Source organism: Sphingomonas sp. FW306-1B-B10E (genome assembly GCF_058782005.1).
In genome coordinates, this window is the sequence record NZ_JBYSXG010000074.1 from 1 (window position 1) to 16,850 (window position 16,850).

At 67.3% G+C, this 16,850-nt stretch carries 14 protein-coding genes; 8 read left to right on the plus strand and 6 right to left on the minus strand.

Annotated elements, in window-relative coordinates:
- Nucleotides 1-39: 39 nt before the first annotated feature.
- The 3 genes from AC3WJI_RS19945 to hmgA all read right to left on the minus strand — a co-directional run bounded on the left by AC3WJI_RS19945 (nt 40) and on the right by hmgA (nt 3,031).
- Nucleotides 40-1,188 carry an isovaleryl-CoA dehydrogenase gene (locus tag AC3WJI_RS19945; RefSeq protein WP_492759047.1) on the minus strand — a complete coding sequence of 383 codons (1,149 nt, stop codon included), beginning with the start codon at nt 1,186-1,188 and terminating at the stop codon, nt 40-42.
- Between the two features lie 81 nt (nt 1,189-1,269).
- Complete coding sequence (locus AC3WJI_RS19950; RefSeq protein ID WP_492759048.1) at nt 1,270-1,623, minus strand: Rieske (2Fe-2S) protein; 354 nt, start codon at nt 1,621-1,623, stop codon at nt 1,270-1,272.
- Between the two features lie 130 nt (nt 1,624-1,753).
- Entirely contained in the window at nt 1,754-3,031 is a 1,278-nt protein-coding gene (gene hmgA / locus AC3WJI_RS19955) for a homogentisate 1,2-dioxygenase (protein ID WP_492759049.1), read from the minus strand.
- 160 nt (nt 3,032-3,191) lie between these two features.
- Here hmgA and AC3WJI_RS19960 point away from each other — a divergent pair, with 160 nt between their 5' ends.
- Nucleotides 3,192-4,532, plus strand: a complete 1,341-nt coding sequence (locus AC3WJI_RS19960) for a dicarboxylate/amino acid:cation symporter (protein WP_492759050.1) — start codon at nt 3,192-3,194, stop codon at nt 4,530-4,532.
- A 58-nt stretch (nt 4,533-4,590) separates the two neighbouring features.
- On the opposite strand, the gene hppD is transcribed toward AC3WJI_RS19960, so the two are convergent.
- The 3 genes from hppD to AC3WJI_RS19975 all read right to left on the minus strand — a co-directional run bounded on the left by hppD (nt 4,591) and on the right by AC3WJI_RS19975 (nt 7,347).
- Complete coding sequence (gene hppD / locus AC3WJI_RS19965) at nt 4,591-5,643, minus strand: 4-hydroxyphenylpyruvate dioxygenase (RefSeq protein ID WP_492759051.1); 1,053 nt, start codon at nt 5,641-5,643, stop codon at nt 4,591-4,593.
- An 86-nt stretch (nt 5,644-5,729) separates the two neighbouring features.
- Complete coding sequence (locus AC3WJI_RS19970) at nt 5,730-7,076, minus strand: FAD/NAD(P)-binding protein (RefSeq protein WP_492759052.1); 1,347 nt, start codon at nt 7,074-7,076, stop codon at nt 5,730-5,732.
- 4 nt (nt 7,077-7,080) lie between these two features.
- Nucleotides 7,081-7,347, minus strand: coding sequence for a DUF6356 family protein (locus AC3WJI_RS19975; protein ID WP_492759053.1), 267 nt, complete (start codon nt 7,345-7,347; stop codon nt 7,081-7,083).
- A 99-nt stretch (nt 7,348-7,446) separates the two neighbouring features.
- Between AC3WJI_RS19975 and AC3WJI_RS19980 the strand changes: the two genes are divergently transcribed.
- From AC3WJI_RS19980 to nirD, 7 genes are all read left to right on the plus strand, one after another.
- A complete protein-coding gene (locus tag AC3WJI_RS19980) occupies nt 7,447-9,120 on the plus strand; it encodes an MFS transporter (protein WP_492759054.1) in 1,674 nt (557 codons plus the stop codon).
- 25 nt (nt 9,121-9,145) lie between these two features.
- Complete coding sequence (locus tag AC3WJI_RS19985) at nt 9,146-9,724, plus strand: ANTAR domain-containing response regulator (RefSeq protein ID WP_492759055.1); 579 nt, start codon at nt 9,146-9,148, stop codon at nt 9,722-9,724.
- Nucleotides 9,724-10,929 (plus strand): CmpA/NrtA family ABC transporter substrate-binding protein, encoded by a 1,206-nt coding sequence (locus AC3WJI_RS19990; RefSeq protein ID WP_492759056.1) that lies wholly within the window; start codon nt 9,724-9,726, stop codon nt 10,927-10,929. Before AC3WJI_RS19985 ends, AC3WJI_RS19990 begins: the two co-directional genes overlap by 1 nt.
- 272 nt (nt 10,930-11,201) lie before the next feature.
- Entirely contained in the window at nt 11,202-12,410 is a 1,209-nt protein-coding gene (locus AC3WJI_RS19995; RefSeq protein WP_492759060.1) for a nitrate/nitrite transporter, read from the plus strand.
- Between the two features lie 37 nt (nt 12,411-12,447).
- Nucleotides 12,448-13,626, plus strand: a complete 1,179-nt coding sequence (locus tag AC3WJI_RS20000) for an alginate export family protein (protein ID WP_492759057.1) — start codon at nt 12,448-12,450, stop codon at nt 13,624-13,626.
- 224 nt (nt 13,627-13,850) lie between these two features.
- Nucleotides 13,851-16,364 carry a nitrite reductase large subunit NirB gene (gene nirB / locus AC3WJI_RS20005; RefSeq protein ID WP_492759058.1) on the plus strand — a complete coding sequence of 838 codons (2,514 nt, stop codon included), beginning with the start codon at nt 13,851-13,853 and terminating at the stop codon, nt 16,362-16,364.
- A 100-nt stretch (nt 16,365-16,464) separates the two neighbouring features.
- Nucleotides 16,465-16,803: a nitrite reductase small subunit NirD gene (gene nirD, locus AC3WJI_RS20010; protein ID WP_492759059.1), complete on the plus strand. Its 339-nt coding sequence runs from the start codon at nt 16,465-16,467 to the stop codon at nt 16,801-16,803.
- Nucleotides 16,804-16,850: the final 47 nt, after the last annotated feature.

The following is a 16,850-nucleotide window of genomic DNA, read 5'->3' on the forward strand; positions in this document are numbered from 1 at the left end:
AGAAAAGCCCCTCCCCTGAAGGGGAGGGGCTTTTCTTGCTCAGCCCCCCACCAATTCCCGGCCGATCAGCATCCGCCGGATCTCGTTGGTCCCGGCGCCGATATCGAGCAGCTTGGCGTCGCGGGCGAAGCGTTCGACCGGCCAATCCTTGGTATAGCCGGCGCCGCCCAACGCCTGGATCGCCTCGAGCGACACGCGCACCGCATTCTCCGAGGCGAGCAGGATCGCGCCCGCCGCATCGAACCGCGTCGTCCGGCCGGCGTCGCAATTCTTGGCGACGGTATAGACGTACGCCCGCGCCGAATTGAGCGCGACGTACATGTCAGCCACCTTGGCCTGCATCAGCTGGAAATGCCCGATCGGCTGGCCGAACTGCTTGCGCTCGCGCAGATAGGGGAGGACCACGTCGAGGCACGCCTGCATGATCCCGAGCTGGATGCCGGCGAGCACGGTGCGCTCATAATCGAGGCCCGACATCAGCATGCCGACGCCGCCGTTGAGCGGGCCTATCACCTGCTCCTCGGAAACCTCGCAGTCGTTGAACACGAGCTCGGCGGTGGGCGAGCCGCGCATCCCCATCTTGTCGATCTTCTGGCCGATCGAGAAGCCCGGCATGTCCTTCTCGATCAGGAAGGTGGTGATCCCGCGCGATCCCTCGCCGGTCTTGGCATAGACGACGAGCGTGTCGGCATAAGCCGCGTTGGTGATCCAGAATTTGGTGCCGTTGAGGACATAGCCGCGGTCAGTTTTCTCGGCGCGCAGCTTCATCGAGACGACGTCGGAGCCGGCGCCTGCCTCGGACATCGCCAGGCTGCCGACATGCTCGCCCGAGATCAGCTTGGGCAGATACTTGGCCTTCTGCTCGTCATTGGCCCAGCGGCGGATCTGGTTGATGCACAGGTTCGAATGCGCGCCGTAGCTGAGCCCGATCGACGCCGAGGCACGGCTGACTTCCTCGCAGGCGATGACATGCTCGAGATAGCCGAGCCCGAGCCCGCCAAATTCCTCCTCGACGGTGATGCCGTGCAGCCCGAGCTCGCCCATCGCCGGCCAGAGCTCGCGGGGGAACCAGTCCTCGGCGTCGATCTTCGCGGCGAGCGGTTCGATCCGCTCCTTGGCGAAACGCGCGGTGGTGTCGCGGATCATGTCGGCGGTGTCGCCGAGGCCGAAATCGAGCGTAGGGTCCATCCTGCCTCTCCTTGAGGACGTGTCAGCAATGCTGTCCTATTTGCGCCGCTTTTCGCCGATTCCGCGCGGGATCGCAAGCGGTCAGGCAGTGACGATCATGCCCTCGGCGACGGTCACCGGCCAGGGGCGCAGCCGCGCGCCCACGCACGGGCCGCCGACGCATTCGCCGTCCTCGATTCGATAGAGCGCGCCGTGCCAGCTGCACTGGATCAGGCCGGCGTCGGGCGTGAGATAGGCGTCGAGTTCCTGCGCGAGCGGGAGGGCCATATGCGCGCAAAGGTCGACATAGCCATGGACCGACTCGCCCTTGCGGACGACGAAGCCGTGGAAGCGACCGGCGCGGAGTTCGAGGACGAAGTTGCGCGCGGAATTGTCGGGGATCAGGGCGAGCGGGCCGAGGGTCACGCCGGCGGGGGTCGCGGTAAGGCGGTTCACTAGATCCTCCCCGGAACGGGGAGGGGGACCATGCGCAGCATGGTGGAGGGGGCGTGCCACCTGGGATATCGCTGGTGGAGAGCCCCCTCCGTCAGCGCTTCGCGCTGCCACCTCCCCGTGCCGGGGAGGATCAAGGCAACACCGCCTTCGGAAACCCCTTCCACGCCGCGTCATAGTCCGGCTGCGCCCGATCCAGCGCATATTGCGTCGGGCGATACGGCCAGCAGGTCTCGACCATGAACGCCATCGTGCCGGCGATCTTGTGCGGCTTGAGTGCGGCGTTGCTCGCGGCTTCCCAGCTGGCGAGGTCGGGGCCGTGGCCGGCCATGAGGTTGTGCAAGGAGAGCCCGCCGGGCGCGAAGCCCTCGGCCTTGGCGTCATAGGCGCCGGTGATCAGCCCCATCGCCTCGCTCATCACATTGCGGTGGAACCAGGGCGGGCGGAAGCTGTCCTCGGCGACCATCCAGCGCGGCGGGAAGATCACGAAATCGGCATTGGCACGGCCCGGCACGTCGCTCGGCGAGGTCAGCACGGTGAAGATCGACGGATCGGGATGATCGAAGCTCACCGTGTTGATCGTGTTGAAGCGGGCGAGATCGTAGCGCCATGGCGCGAGATTGCCGTGCCAGGCGACGACGTCGAGCGGGCTATGGTCGAGCGTGGTTGTCCACAGGCTTCCCAACGACTTCTGCACAATCTCGGTCGCTTCGTCGCGATCCTCGAACCACGCGGCGGGGGTCTCGAAATCGCGCGGATTGGCGAGGCCGTTGGCGCCGATCGGGCCGAGATCGGGGAGGCGGAACAGCGCGCCGTGATTCTCGGCGACATAGCCGCGCGCCTCGCCGTCGGGGAGCAGCGCGCGGAACTTCACGCCGCGCGGGATCAGCGCGATCTTGCCGGGGGCAATGTCGACGCGGCCGAGCTCGGTGAGAAGCTGGAGGCGGCCGGCCTGGGGGATGAACAGCAGTTCGCCATCGGCGTCGACGAAGACGCGGTCGTTCATGTCCTTGTTCGCCGCGTAGACATGCACCGCGACACCCTCGAGATCGGCGGGGTCGCGATTGGCCAGCATCGTCGTCATGCCGTCGATCAGGTCGGTGCCGCGGGCGGGCGCTTCGATGGGGTCCCAGCGCAGGCGGTTGGGGGGCAAAGGGGCGTCGACCGTGCCGGGGGCGAAGTTCGGCGCGCCCTGGTAACGCGCATAAGGGGGATGCTCGGCGCTAGGGCGGAGACGATAGAGCCAGGAGCGGCGATTCTCGTGGCGCGGCGCCGTGAAGGCGGTGCCGGAGAGCTGCTCGGCATAGAGGCCGAAGGCAGGCCGTTGCGGCGAGTTGCGGCCGACCGGCAGCGCGCCGGCGACCGCCTCGGTCGAAACATGGTTGCCGAAGCCGGGAAAATAGTCGGTCATCGCTTCGCTCTCCAGGCCGCCTCTGTGTCGCGCGGCGGATAAAGTGTCAAATGTTACCAACTGCCGCGCGCTGGCTTTCAGCACGCGAACCTAAACTTGCTTTCGGGACGGCCCGACAATTCCTACGTAATTAGTAGGTTTAATTCCGGAGTCGTAACCAATGGCCACCCATATTGCCGAACCGCGGCGCTTCCCGCTGCCGGGCTTCGGCATGCAGGTCGCGATCGGCATGGTCGCCGGGCTGGCGCTGGGATTGGCGGCACGGACGATCGGCAGCGACGGCGAGACCGCGAACGGCCTCGCCCAGGGGTTGCAGACGGTCGGCCAGATCTTCGTCCAGCTCCTCAAGCTGCTGGTGCCGCCCCTGGTGTTCACTGCGATCGTCGCGTCGATCGCGGCGCTGCGCGACTTGAACAACGCCGCCCGGCTGGTGGTGCGCACGCTTTTGTGGTTCGCGATCACCGCGGGGATCGCGGTGGCGATCGGCATCACGCTCGGGCTCGTCCTCCAGCCGGGGCATCATAGCGCGGTGGCCGCCAGCGCCGCCGCGGCGCCGTCGAGCACCGGCAGCTGGCTCGATTTCCTCAAGGGGCTGGTCCCCGCCAACTTCCTCGGCATCGCCGCATCGACCAAGCTTTCCGAAGGGGCGGCCAGCACCTCGCTGTCGTTCAACGTCCTCCAGATCATCGTGCTCGCCGTGGCAATCGGCGCGGCGGCGGTGCGGGCAGGCGAGGCGGGGCATCGCTTCCTCGACTTCAACGGCTCGGCGCTCGCGGTCTTCCGGCTGCTGCTGCGCTGGGTGATCCGCCTCACCCCGATCGGCACCGCCGCGCTGATCGGCGACGCGGTGGTCCGTTACGGCTGGGAGTCGCTCGCCGCGCTCGGCACCTATGCCGGCGCGGTCTATCTCGGCCTCGCGCTGGTGCTGTTCCTGGTCTATCCGGTCCTGCTCGCCGCGCACGGGCTGAGCCCGTTGCGATTCTTCGCCTCGGCCTGGCCGGCGATCCAGCTCGGCTTCGTGTCGCGCTCGTCGGTCGGCACGCTGCCCGTTACCGAGGAGCGGACCGAGCGCGCGCTCGGCGTGTCGCGCGCCTATGCCGCCTTCGCGGTGCCGCTCGGCGCGACTACCAAGATGGACGGCTGCGCGGCGATCTATCCGGCGATCTCGGCGATCTTCGTCGCGCAATTCTACGGAATACCGCTCGGGTTGCAGCAGTATGCGCTGATCGCGTTCGTCTCGGTGCTGGGCTCGGCCGCAACCGCCGGGCTGACCGGCGCGACGGTGATGCTCACGCTGACCCTGTCGACCTTGGGGCTGCCGCTGGACGGCGTCGGGCTGCTGCTCGCGATCGATCCGATCCTCGACATGGGCCGGACGGCGACCAATGTCGCAGGGCAGATGCTGGTGCCGGTGATCGTCGCCAAGCGCGAGGGCATCCTCGACGAGGCGCGCTTCCGCGAGGGCGTGTCGGAGGGGCAGCGCGACCTCGCGCTCGCCTGAATGGGCCGGGGTGAGCGCCGCATAGGCAGCGACGCTTCCCCGGCCTCCCTCTCCGAACCTATGCGTCGACCTTGATCACCCCGCGGCGGATCTGGTCGAGCTCGATGCTCTCGAATAACGCCTGGAAATTGCCGTTGCCGAAGCCTTCATTGCCCTTGCGCTGGATGATCTCGAAGAAGATCGGGCCGAACATGTTCTCGGTGAAGATCTGCAGCAGCAGCCCCTCGCCGCGCTCGACCGAGCCGTCGATCAGGATGCGGTTCTTGCGCAGCCGCTCGACGTCCTCGCCGTGGCCGGGGACGCGCTTGTCGATCAGCTCGAAATAGGTTTCGATCGTGTCCTGCAGCTTGACGCCGCGGGCACGCAGGCGCTCCACCGTGTCGTAGATATCCTCGGTCGTCAGCGCGAGGTGCTGGATGCCCTCGCCCTGATATTCGCGGATGAATTCCTCGATCTGGCTGTTGTCGTCCTGGCTCTCGTTGAGCGGGATGCGGATCGCCTTGTCGGGCGCGATCATCGCCTGGCTGAATAGCCCGGTGGCCTGGCCCTTGATGTCGAAATATTTCTGCTCCTCGAAGCCGAAGAGCGTCTTGTAGAACTCCGACCACACCCGCATCTGGCCGCGGCGGACATTGTGGGTGAGATGGTCGAGCAGGTCGAGCCCGACATTGTTCTCGGCCTCGGCCTGCTGCCAGCCGGGGACTTCCTGCCAATCGGCATAGAGGTCGGCGCCGTCCTGGATGAAATAGAGGTAGGATCCGCCGATGCCCTGGATGACGGTATCGTCTTCTTGGGTGGCCTCGCCGCCATGCGCCAGCGCCCATTCCATCGCCTTGGCCGGGTCGGCGACGCGGAAGGCCATCGCGCTGGCCGAGGGGCCGTGCGCGGCGCGGAATTCGGCGACGCGCCCGGTCTCGTCACGGTTGAGCATCAGGTTGATGCGGCCCTGCTTGTAGCGGGTGATATTCTTCCGCGGGTGCCGGTGGCTGGCGACGAAGCCCATCTGCTCGAACTGGCGCGCCATCGCCTCGGGATCGGGCGACGTGAATTCGACGAACTCGAAGCCGTTGAGGCCCAGAGGATTATGGCGCGGGTTTGCGGGATCGGTCATGCGGCGGAAATACGCCGCAAGGCAAATAGTGTCAATTGATACTATCGTGCGAAGGACGCGCTGTAGGCGATGTTCGTCACGTTCCGCTAAAGCCCTTCGCCCCCCACCCAATGCGCGTTGGAGAGGCGGCGGGCGACGTTCCAGGTCTGAGTGCGAATGTCGGGGACCGCGACGATCTCCCAGAAGGCGCCGCGCGTCATCGGGCCGAGCGCGTAGAGGTCGGGATTGGCACGCCCGTCGGCGGCGATGGTCTGGCCCTGATTGTCGACATCGATGCCGAGATGCGCGGCGTCGGGGCGGATTAGCCCGCGCGCGGCTAGCTTCTGGAGCAAGGGCTCCTCGGTGCGGGCGAGATCGCCGAGCGGGCCGGTGCAATTGACGATGCGCTGGGCGAGCAGCGTCTCGGCACTGTCGGTGCCGCGGCGGCGGAAGCGCACCTCGATCCCGTCGGCCTGCTCGTCGAAGCCGAGCGTCTTGCCGGCGATCACTTCGAGCTGGCCGCGCGCGATCACTGCGTTCAGCCGCGCGTGAACTTCGGGCGCGAGGCGGTGGCGGTGGACGTCCCACCAGGGGCGGAGGTGGCGGAGGAAGCGCGCGCGCTCGGCCTCGCTGGCATTGCCCCACATCGCCTGGGTGAAGGGGCGAAGCTCGTCGACCGCGTTGCGCCAGCCGACGGCATCGCCGCGCGCGCGGACCGACTGGAGCAGGCGCGAGGCGGTGGTGGCGGGGCGCTCCGAAATCTTCTGCCAATCGCTCCCCGGCGCATGCGATCGCGGGAGCAGCCCGCGACGCGACAGCGCGACGATCCGCCCCTTGAAGCCGCGCGCGTCGAGCAGCAGGACGACATCGATCATCGTCAGCCCGGTGCCGATGACGAGGACGGTATCGTCCGCGGTCAGGTTCTCGGGAACCGAGGCATGCCACGGATCGCCCTTGTAGCGTTCGGCGGAGAGCCCGGCGGGATCGAGCCCGGGGGGATCGTGCGGGGGCAAGTTGCCGACGGCGAGCACGGCTGCATCGGCCTCGAGGGTGCAATCGCGGAGACGGACCTGCACCCCGCCATCCAGCGCAACGTCCTGCACTTCGTCGCGGAGCAGGGTGAGCCGTCCGCTGGGATCCTTGAGTGCGGCTTCGAGCAGTTCGCGCAGATATTCGCCATAGGTGACGCGCGGGATGAAGGCGGTGGGCGCATCGGCGACGCCGCGCCCCTCGAGCCAGCGGACGAAGTGCGCCGGATCGTCGGGAAACGCGCTCATATTGCCGGCGCGGACGTTGAGCACATGACTCGGATGCGCGGCGCCATAAGCGAGCCCGGTCCCGGCGACCGGCGCGCGCTCGATCAGCGTGGCGCGCGGGCCGTCGTGGCGGAGCAGGTTGATCGCCTGCAGCGTCCCCGAAAACCCCGCGCCGATGATGGCGACGTGCTCGATCACGCGGCTAGATTTCGTATTCGATCTGCCACTCGGGCTGCTGGAACGCCGGGCGCTCCTGCGAGAAGGCGGGCTGGCGCGCCTTCATCTGGCCGTAGAGCCGCTTGACCGTGTCGCTCGCGGTGCGGACGAACAAATTGGGCAGCACTGCGTGGACCAGGCAGGCGGCACCGCCGACGATCATCGTGAAGCCGAAGCGCGCGGCGGTTGCTGCGTGCTCGCCATAGCTCTCGCCGACGCTGCGCGGGTGAGACAGGAAGAAGCGGTCGATCATCCGCGCTGTTTAGAACGATGCGCCGCCGCTGTGAAGCGCGAGGGGTTTGCAGCCGCGCCGGCATGTGGTTGGGTAGCGCTAACGAGAGGGGAGCGATTCATGGCCGAGCGCGCGGGGCAGCCCGACCATCATCAGGCGACGCAGAACGAGAAATTGGTGATCGCCGCCTCGTCGCTGGGCACCGTGTTCGAATGGTATGATTTCTACCTTTACGGGCTGCTCGCGACGATCATCTCGGCCAAGTTCTTCTCGGGAGTCAACGAGACCACCGGGTTCATCTTCGCGCTCGCCGCCTTTGCCGCGGGGTTCGCGGTGCGCCCGTTCGGCGCGCTCGTCTTCGGGCGGATCGGCGATCTCGTCGGCCGCAAGAACACCTTCCTCGTCACGATGGCGATCATGGGCCTGTCCACCTTCACCGTCGGGCTGCTGCCGAGCTACGCGTCGATCGGCGTCGCCGCGCCGGTAGTGCTGATCGTACTGCGGCTGGCGCAGGGGCTTGCGCTCGGCGGCGAATATGGCGGCGCCGCGACCTATGTCGCCGAGCATGCTCCCGATAACAAGCGCGGGCTCTATACCAGCTGGATCCAGACCACTGCGACGCTGGGGCTGTTCGCGGCTTTGCTCGTCGTGATCGGCACGCGCTGGATCATCGGCGAGGAGGCCTTTGCCGACTGGGGCTGGCGCGTGCCGTTCCTCGTCTCGATCGTGCTGCTCGGCGTGTCGATGTGGATCCGGCTTCAGCTCAACGAGAGCCCGGTGTTCCAGAAGATGAAGGCGGAGGGCACCACCTCCAAGGCGCCGCTGACCGAGGCGTTCGGTCGCTGGGGCAATCTTCGCATCGTGCTGATCGCCCTGTTCGGCGCGGTCGTCGGGCAGGCGGTGGTCTGGTATACCGGGCAATTCTACGCTTTGTTCTTCCTCGAAAAGACGCTCAAGGTCGATGGCTGGACGACCAACATCCTGATCGCGATCGCGCTGGCAATCGGTACGCCGTTCTTCGTGTTCTTCGGCTGGCTGAGCGACCGGATCGGGCGCAAGCCAATCATCCTGGCGGGCTGCGCGATCGCGGCGGCGAGCTATTTCCCCTTGTTCGGACTGCTGACCGAAGCCGCCAATCCCGCGCTGGCGCATGCTCAGCGCACCGCTCCTGTGAGCGTCGCCGCCGACCCCGCCGAATGCTCGTTCCAGTTCGACCCGATCGGCAAGAACAAGTTCGACCGCTCGAGCTGCGACATTGCCAAGGCCTTCCTCGCCAAGCAGGGCGTCGCCTATCGCAACCTCGCAGCACCGGCCGGGACGACCGCCGTCATCCGTATCGGCGCGACGCAGGTCCCGGTCTACGACCCGCGAAAGGATGTCTTGACCGACAGCGCCGCCGCGGCCGTCGGGATTGCGGATTTCCAGGATGCCGCGAAGGCGGCGCTGGCGGGGGCGGGCTACCCCGCCAAGGCAGATCCGGCCACGATCAACCAGCCGCTGGTCGTCGCGGTGCTGACCGCCCTCGTCCTGCTGGTGACGATGGTCTACGGCCCGATCGCAGCGATGCTGGTCGAGCTCTTCCCCAGCCGGATTCGCTACACCTCGATGTCGCTGCCTTATCATATCGGCAACGGCTGGTTCGGCGGGTTCCTGCCGGCGACGGCATTCGCGATGGTCGCGGCGACAGGGGATATCTATTACGGGCTCTGGTATCCGGTGATTGCAGCGATCGTGACCCTAATCGTCGGGCTGTTCCTGCTGCCCGAAACCTACAAGCGCTCGATCGACGATTGACCCGGGCTGCGGAGGAAGCGCGCACGTGCGGATCGTGATCGTCGACGACAGCGGCTTGCGCGCGACCGTTCTCGAGGAAGGGCTGCGCGACGCCGGCTATGACGACATCCACGTCGTGCCGCCGCAGGGCGCGTTCGTCGCCAAAATGGAGCGGATGGCGCCCGACGTCGTGCTGATGGACCTGGGCAGCCCGAGCCGCGACACGCTCGAGGAGATGCTCGCGGTGAGCCGTGCGCTGGCGCGGCCAATCGCGATGTTCGTCGACCAGTCCGACGAGACGATGATCGGCGCGGCGATCGATGCGGGTGTCTCGGCCTATGTCGTCGACGGCCTGCGCAAGGACCGGGTCAAGCCGATCCTCGACCTTGCGATCCGCCGTTTCAATGCCTTTGCCCGGATGCAGGCCGAGCTGGACGAGGCACGCACCGCGCTGGCCGACCGCAAGACGATCGATCGCGCCAAGGCGATATTGATGCAGACGCGCAGTCTGTCCGAGCCCGATGCCTATGCGCTGCTCCGCTCAACCGCGATGCGTCAGAACAAGCGCATTGCCGAGGTCGGCGAGGCGCTGATCACCGCCCATAGCCTGTTGGGGGGCATGTAATGACGCCGCTATCCATAGCCTTCCTGCCGCTGACCGATAGTGCACCCTTGGTGGTCGCCCGCGCTAAGGGCTTTGCGGCGGCGCAGGGGATCGACCTCAGTCTGGTACGCACCACTTCCTGGGCCACGCTGCGCGACCGGCTGGTCTATGGTCAGGTCCAGGCGGCGCACATGCTCGCGCCGCTGGCGATCGCGGTCAATCTCGGGCTCAGCCAGCATCCCGCGGCGATTTCGGCACCGTTCAAGCTCAACGTCAACGGCAATGCGCTGGTGATGGCGAGCGCCTTCGCCGAGGCGCTCGACCCCGATCCGGCAAGGCGCGTGCGCGATCCCGAGGCGGTGGCGCACGACTTCGCCAATGCGATCGGGCTGTATAAGCGCAAGCCGGTGATCGGCGTGGTCCACCGCTTCTCGAGCCACGCGCTGATGCTGCGCTACTGGCTCGGCTATGCCGGCGTCGATCCCGATCGCGATGTCCAGCTGCGCGTGCTGCCGCCTTCGTTCATGGGCGAGGCGCTGCGGCTCGGCGAGATCGACGGGTTCATCGCGGGTGAGCCGTGGAACAGCGTCGCGGTGGGCGAAGGGGTAGGCGAGATCGTCGCCGCGGGAGTCGATATCTGGAAGCGCGGGGTCGAGAAGGTGCTCGCGATGCGCACCGGCTGGATGGAGGACAATGCCGACACCGTCGACCGGCTGCTGGTCGCGGTGTCGCAGGCGGCGGCGTGGTGCGACGATCCTGCCAATCGCGACGAACTGGCGGCGCTGCTCGAACGACCCGAACATGTCGGCCAACCGGCCGAGTGGATCAGCGCGGCGCTCAGCGGACGCATGGTGCTGCGCCGCGGCGAGGCGCCGGTCGACATTCCCGATTTCCTGCTGTTCCATCGCGAGGCCGCGGGCTTTCCGTGGCGGAGCCAGGCGCTGTGGATCTATTCGCAGCTGGTGCGCTGGGGGATAGTCGCGGCAGACCCGGCGATCGAGCGCCAGGCCGGCGACGTTTTCCGGCCCGACATCTACCGCCGCGCGCTCGGCGGGGCGGGGCTGCCGATGCCGGGGGCGAGCATGAAGCTGGAGGGCGCGCTGGCGGCACCGCTCGGGGTCGGGACGCATCAAGGAGCGCTCACCCTTGGTCCCGACCGCTTCTTCGACGGTGCGGTGTTCGATCCAGAGGACATCGCGGGATATCTGGCGGTGCTCGGGCGCTGACTGCGCGTAAGTTTTTTGCACTTGCGAAATGTTTCGCCTTGATGAAGCTTTAGAGTAACGCGCGACGCTGCGCGTCCCTGGAAGGCCATCCCAGTGCCGGGACTGCCTCCGCAATTTGATCAGCAAAGCCGCTGTCCGGTCCCTGCATGCGCGGGAGGCCGGAGGCGGCTTTTTTCGTGTTTCTCGCAGACTGGGGAGTTCGGGCGATGAAGATTGCAGAACTGATGCGCGAAGGCTTCGACTATGCCGGCGGCGGCGCGGATGTCGATCCGATGCCGGTGCGAACGAAGCCGAGCTTCTGGCAGTCGGGCCACACGCCGACGCTAGTGGCGGCGTTCCTCTATTTCGACCTGGCGTTCATGGTGTGGGTGCTGCTCGGGCCGCTCGCGCCCGAAATCGCTAAGACCTTGCATCTCACCGCGGCGCAAAAGGGGCTGATGGTCGCGACGCCGACTCTGGCGGGGGCGCTGTTGCGTGTCGTCAATGGGCTGCTGGTCGACCGAATCGGGCCCAAGCGCGCCGGCGCGATCAGCCAGGCAATCGTGATCGCCGGTTTGTTCTCTGCCTGGTCGCTGGGCGTGAACAGTTTCGCGGGCACCCTAGCGCTGGGCGTCATCCTGGGTTTTGCCGGGGCGAGCTTCGCGATCGCGCTGCCGCTCGCCAGCCGCTGGTATCCGCCCGAGCACCAGGGCAAGGCGATGGGGCTGGCCGGCATGGGCAATTCGGGCACCGTGCTCGCCGCACTGTTCGCGCCGACCCTGGCCAAGATCTTCGGCTGGAACGCGGTGCTCGGGCTGGCCTGCATCCCGCTGACCCTCGTGCTCGTCGCCTATCTGGCGCTGGCCAAGGACGCTCCAAACCCGCCCGCGCCGAAGAAGCTCGCCGCTTATTTTCAGCCGCTCAAGCAATCCGATGCGTGGTGGCTGATGGGCTTCTATGCGGTCACCTTCGGCGGCTTTGTCGGGCTGGCGGCGTCGCTGCCGATCTACTTCACCGACCGTTTCGGGCTTACCACGATCACCGCCGGCTATTGCACCGCCGCCTGCGTGTTCGCGGGGTCGCTGGTGCGGCCGCTCGGCGGCGCGCTCGCCGACCGGATCGGCGGCATCAAGGCACTGTCTGGGGTGTTCGTCGTCGCCGCGCTGGCGCTTGCGGGCGTCAGCGCCGCGCCGACCGTGGGCAGCGCGCTGGGGCTGTTCGTGGTCGCGATGCTCGCGCTCGGGACCGGCAATGGCGCGGTGTTCCAGCTCGTCCCGCAACGCTTCCGCGCCGAGATCGGCGTGATGACCGGGCTGGTCGGCATGGCCGGCGGGATCGGCGGCTTCTACCTCGCCTCGTCGCTGGGCGTCGCCAAGCAGCTGAGCGGCAGCTTCGCCGGCGGCTTCCTGATCTTCGCGGCGCTGGCGCTGGTCGCGTTCGCCGGGCTCAACCTGGTCAAGGTGCGCTGGCGCTCGACCTGGATCAGCGGCGCGCGTATCTGAACCGAGGGGGCTGCGAGGCCCCTCGAGGGGGAAGCGAATGAAACGCAAATTGTTGACGGCGGCCGCGCTGGCCGCTGCCGCGCCGGCTTGCGCGCAGGAGATCAAGCCGCTGGCCGAAGCGCGCGCCCGCTACGAGCATGTCGAGCAGGACGGCTTGGGACAGGATGCCGACGCGCTGACGGTGCGGGTCCGGGCCGGCGTGCAGGCGTCGACCGGACCATGGACCGCGCTTGTCGAGGCGCAGGGCACGATGGCGGTGGTCGGGGACTATTATGACGGGCTGCACGGCGCGGCGACGCGGCCGCTGGTCGCCGATCCGGAGAACGTCGCGCTCTATCGCGCCCAGCTGCAATACCGAAGCCAGGCATTCGCGGTGACCGCCGGACGCCAGCGGATCGCGCTCGACGACGGCCGCTTCGTCGGCGAAGGTGGATTTCGCCAAAATGGCCAGACCTATGATGCGGCCAGGATCGAACTCACGCCTGCCAAGGGCCTCAAGGCGGACCTGAGCTACGTATGGAATGTCCGGACTATCTGGGGCGTCGAGGGCACTGGCGCCCGCCAGCGCGCGGTCGGTGGGGACAATGTCTTCGCGAACCTGTCCTACACAACTTCGGTGGGGACGCTGACCGGCTTCGCCTATCTGATCGACCAGGACGAGGTCGCGGTACAAGGCTATCGCCTGTCGAGCCAGAGCTATGGCGTCCGGCTGGCGGGGGCGCAGAAGCTGCCCGGGGCGAAGCTCAGCTACCAGGCGAGCTATGCCAGGCAGGCCGACTATGGCCGTAATCCGAACGAGTATCGCGCCGATTATTACCTGCTCGATGCCGGCGTGGAGGCATCGGGGTTCAAGGTCGGCGCGGGCTATGAGGTGCTCGGCGCCGACAAGGGCGTGGCGCTGACTTCGTTTCAATTCCCGCTCGGCACCAACTTCAAGTTCCAGGGCTGGGCCGACAAGTTCCTGACCACTCCGCCCGATGGGCTGCGCGATCTGTACGGCAGCATCGGTTACGGGTGGAAGGGGGTGACCTTGCAGGCGGCCTATCACCGGTTCGAGAGCGACCGTTTGGCGCGGCATTATGGCGACGAGTTGAACCTACTGGCGAGCAAGAAGCTGGGCAGGACCATGGTGGCCGTGCGCTACGCCGATTACCGGGCCGACCTTTTCGCGACCGACACGCGGCGGCTGTGGCTGCAGCTCGATTGGACGCTCTGATGTTGCGGTGCAAAATTCGCACTTGATCCGGCGCGCGCGAACCCGCATCATGCGCACTCTCGGGCAAGGACGCTCGAACGAGACATAGCCGCCGCTCCCAGGGTCGGGAATCGGCGGTGCATCGACCGGCACTGCCGGTCAGGGTGAATTGGCAAGGCCGCCATGCAGGCGCTGGAACTCTCCAGCGGCCCGCATGGCGGCCTTTTCGCGTTTGGAGCTTGCGCATGGAGCTGATTGACGAAGGCTGGACGGGGGAGGCGGCGGAAGGGGCACCCGACGTGCCCGTTCGACGCGAGCATCTGGTGGTGGTCGGCAACGGCATGGCGGGGTGTCGCGCGATCGAGGAACTGCTCGCGCGCGATCCGTATCGCTACCAGGTGACGATCTTCGGCGCCGAGCCGCACGTGAACTACAACCGGATCATGCTGTCGCCGGTGCTCGCGGGCGAGAAGGCGTTCGAGGACATCGTGATCAACGATGCCGCCTGGTACCGCGACAATGGCATCGAGCTGATCGCCAGCGATCCGGTGACGGCGATCGACCGCACCAGCCGGACGGTGACGTCGCGCAGCGGCCGCACCGTTGCCTATGACAAATTGTTGATCGCGACCGGTTCGGACCCGTTCCTCATTCCGGTGCCGGGCAAGGACCTGCCCGGGGTGATCAGCTTTCGCGACATGAGCGATGTCGACGCGATGCTCGCGGCAGCCGGGAAGGGCGGCGACGCCGTGGTGATCGGCGGCGGGCTGCTCGGGCTCGAAGCGGCGCATGGGCTCAGCCTCCGGGGCATGAAAGTCACCGTGCTGCACCTGATGCCGACCTTGATGGAGCGCCAGCTCGACGAGGCGGCGGGGTGGCTGCTCAAGTCGGCGCTCGAGGCGCGCGGGCAGACGATCCTGACCGGGGCGGACACTGCCGAGATCCTCGGCACCGACGCGGTTGAGGGGGTGAAGCTCAAGGATGGGCGGGTGATCCCCGCCAGCCTGGTGGTGATGGCGGTCGGCATTCGGCCGAGCACGGCGCTGGCCCGCGAATCCGGGCTCGCTGTCGGCCGCGGCATCCAGGTCGACGACCATATGGTGACCAGCGACGCCAACGTGCTCGCGGTCGGCGAATGCGTCGAGCATGCCGGGCAGGTCTACGGCCTCGTCGCGCCGCTCTGGGAGATGTGCCGGGCGCTCGCCGACGGACTGGTCGACCGGCACAGCGGCTATAAGGGCTCGGTCACCTCGACCAAGCTCAAGGTCTCGGGGATCGACGTCTTCTCGGCCGGCGATTTCTCGGGCGGCGACGGTGCCGAGGACATCGTGCTGCGCGACGCCAGCCGCGGGGTCTACAAGCGCGTGGTGATCAGGGACGATCGGCTGGTCGGCGCGGTGCTCTATGGCGATACCGGCGACGGCAGCTGGTATTTCGACCTGCTCAAGAAGCAGGAGGACGTGTCGCCGCTCCGGGACGTGCTGATCTTCGGCCAGGCCTTCGCCTCGGGAGGTGGGCAGGCGGACCCTAAGGCGGCCGTTGCGGCGCTCTCGGACGATGCCGAGATCTGCGGCTGCAACGGCGTGACCAAGGGGCAGGTGGTCGCCTGCATCGAGAAGGGGGCGTGCAGCCTCGATGCGGTGCGCGCCGGCTGCAAGGCCTCGGCGAGCTGTGGCTCGTGCACCGGGCTGGTCGAAAATTTGCTCGCGCTCACCCTGGGCGACGCGGTCCAGGCCGGGCCGAAGACGATGTGCAAGTGCACCAGCTTCGGCCATGACGATGTCCGCCGCGCCATCGTCGCGCAGGACATGCGCTCGATCCCCGAGGTGATGCAGAAGCTGCACTGGTCGACCCCCGACGGTTGCTCGTCGTGCCGCCCCGCGCTCAATTACTACCTGCTCTGCGCGCTGCCCGGCGAATATCGGGACGACCAGCAGAGCCGCTTCGTCAACGAGCGGATGCACGCCAACATCCAGAAGGACGGCACCTATTCGGTGGTGCCGCGGATGTGGGGCGGGCTGACCAACCCCAGGGAGCTGCGCGCGATCGCCGATGTCGTCGAGAAATACGACGCGCCGATGGTTAAGGTGACCGGCGGGCAGCGGCTCGACATCTTCGGGATCAAGAAGGAGGATCTGCCCGCGGTCTGGGCCGATCTCAACGCCGCCGGGATGGTTTCGGGGCACGCATACGGCAAGGCGCTGCGGACGGTGAAGACCTGTGTCGGCTCCGAATGGTGCCGCTTCGGCACGCAGGATTCGACGGGGCTCGGCGTCAAGCTCGAGCGCGGCTTCTGGGGCAGCTGGATGCCGCACAAGTTCAAGATGGCGGTGTCGGGCTGCCCACGGAACTGCGCCGAGGCGACGATCAAGGATTTCGGCGTGGTCTGCGTCGACTCGGGCTACGAGCTCCATGTCGGCGGCAATGGCGGCATCCATGTCCGCGCCACCGACCTGCTGGTGAAGGTGGCGAGCGAGGCGGAGGCGATGCACTATGCCGCCGCCTTCGTGCAGCTCTATCGCGAGGAGGCGCGCTATCTCGAGCGCACCGCGCCGTGGATCGAGCGCATCGGGCTAGAGTACCTCAAGGACCGCATCGTCGAGGACGCCGAGGGGCGCGATGCACTCGCGGCCCGCTTCTGGCATTCGCAGAGCTTCAGCCAGGACGATCCCTGGGCCGAGCGCGCGGCCGGCCAGGAACGCGAGCAGCACGCGCACATGGCTGCATTCAAACCCCGTGCGATGGCGCCGGCGGAATGACGTTCCTTTTCTCCCGTTCGTGTCGAGCGAAGTCGAGACACGGGGACGGGTTTCTCGACTGCGCTCGAAACGGACGGGTGCTTTATCTGGAGGTGATCGCATGATCGGCGAATGGCTCGACATCGGCTGGCTGCACGAGATCCCGGTGCGCGGCAGCCGCACCGTGCCTGTGGACGGCGGCGACGAGATCGCGGTGTTCCGCACCGGCGACAACGAGGTGTTCGCGCTGGTCAACCGCTGTCCGCACAAGGGCGGGCCGCTCAGCCAGGGGATCGTCCACGGCCACAAGGTCGCCTGCCCGCTGCACAATTGGAACATCGCGCTGGAAACCGGCGAGGCGCAGGGCGGCGACAAGGGCTGCACCCCGGTGATTCCGGTGAAGTTGAATGCGGGACGGGTGCTGATCTGCCGGACCGGCGCGCTCAAGGCGGCGGCGTGAGGGTTAAACCTAATAAGCCCCTCCCCTTCAGGGGAGGGGTTTGGGGT